Source organism: Kineococcus glutinatus (assembly GCF_039542765.1).
GTDB classification, from domain to species: domain Bacteria; phylum Actinomycetota; class Actinomycetes; order Actinomycetales; family Kineococcaceae; genus Kineococcus_A; species Kineococcus_A glutinatus.
This window is the reverse complement of the sequence record NZ_BAABIL010000301.1, coordinates 1-1514: the sequence shown is the minus strand read 5'-3', so window position 1 is coordinate 1514 and position 1514 is coordinate 1. Positions and strand designations below refer to the sequence as shown.

Annotated in this window: 2 protein-coding genes; both read right to left on the bottom strand. The window is 77.4% G+C overall.

From position 1 onward, the window contains the following. On the bottom strand, window positions 1–255 hold a 255-nt coding region (locus ABEB16_RS11815), incomplete at its 3' end, for a hypothetical protein (RefSeq protein ID WP_345712447.1). Between the two features lie 116 nt (window positions 256–371). Next, window positions 372–1514 (bottom strand): CAP domain-containing protein (locus ABEB16_RS11810; protein ID WP_345712446.1); only part of this gene is annotated, 1143 nt, incomplete at its 5' end.

Sequence of the window (1514 nt, the reverse complement as noted above, 5' to 3'; positions counted from 1 at the left end):
GCGCCACTGCGCCGCGGTCAGCTCCAGCAGGTCCGCGGTGCGCCCGCCGAGCTCACCGGCCAGCAGCCGGGCGGCGGTGCGCTCGTCGTCGCGGCTCTCCAGCACCAGCATCGTCGTGGCCGTCGCGGCCGGCAGCGCCGCGGCCAGCAGCAGGCTCAGGGCGCCGGAGGCGCCCCGCAGCCGCCTCAGCGGCCCGCCCCGGTGGGCGTGCCGCTGCTGCCGGTGCACCTGGTTGGTCTGCGTGTCCATGCTCACCCATCGCGTGTGGAAACGTCCGCTGTCACCATCGGCAGATCCGGCCGGTGCCTGGAGCACCCACCGCGGCCGGTGGCCGCGCGGCGCCCGGCGACGCAGGGCGCTGAAGGGGGCGCTCAGCGGGTCTCGGTGACCGTGCCGGTGGCCCAGGTGTACGTCAGCGAGCCGCCGGTGAAGTCCTGGCGCACCCCACCGGGCACGGCGTACTCCCCGCTGCGCGGCCAGCCCAGCCGGCCCGTCTCCCAGCCCGCCCGCCCCCACGCCTCGCGCACGGCGCCGAGGACGACGTGGGCGCCGGTGGCCCGGCTCCAGTAGATCGAGCCGCCCTGGAACGCGGCGTACGCGCCGCCGCGCAGCGCCACCTCACCGGTCACCGGGAACCCCAGGCGGCCGTTCTCGAAGCCGGTGCGCCCGTAGGCGTCGAGGATCGCCCCGCGCAGCGCCTGCGCCCCCGTGGCGGGGCTGTAGTACACCAGCCCCCCGGCGAAGCGCTGCACCGCGCCACCGCGGACGCCGAACTCGCTGCTGGTGGGGAACCCCAGCCAGCCGCCCTCCCAGCCCATCGACGCCCACCGGTCCCGGATCGCCCCGCGCACCACGTGCGCGCCGGTGGCCGGGCTCCAGTAGATGGAGGCCCGGTCGAAGGCCTGCCCGCGCCCGCCGGGCACCGGGTACTCGCCGGTCACCGGCCAGCCCACCACCCCGCGGTCCAGCCCGGCGGCCCGGTAGGTGTCCAGGATCGCCCCACCCACCTGCACCTGCGTCGCCCCGCGCCGGAACGTCATCGGCGGCGCCGCCACCGGGTAGCCGAAGTTGACGACGTAGTACACGTCGCGGCCCACGCGCGCCACGCCGATGCCCGCCAGCGTCATCTCCCGCGTGGCCATCACCCGCTGGTGCGGTGCGCTGCCCGCCCAGGCGCGCACGGCGACCTCCGGGGAGCCGTTGTCCACCCCGGCCTTGAGGATGATCTCGGAGTTGCCGCCCAGCCCCGCCGGGTAGGACAGGTCGGGGTTGTGCACGAAGGAGCCGGTGCGCGCCATGTGGTCGGCCCAGGCCTGCGCCTTGGCGTCCAGGCGCCCGTCGCGCCCCACGGCGCCCAGCCCCAGGCCGGCGCGGTAGGCGTTGAGCGCGCCCAGGGTGCCGGCGCGCAGCGTCGTGACGTCCACGGCCGAGACGTCCGCGGACAGCAGCACGGCGGCCGGTGCGGCGGCGGCGGTGGCGGCGCTGGCCGGTGCGGCGGCGGCGGTGTCGAGCAG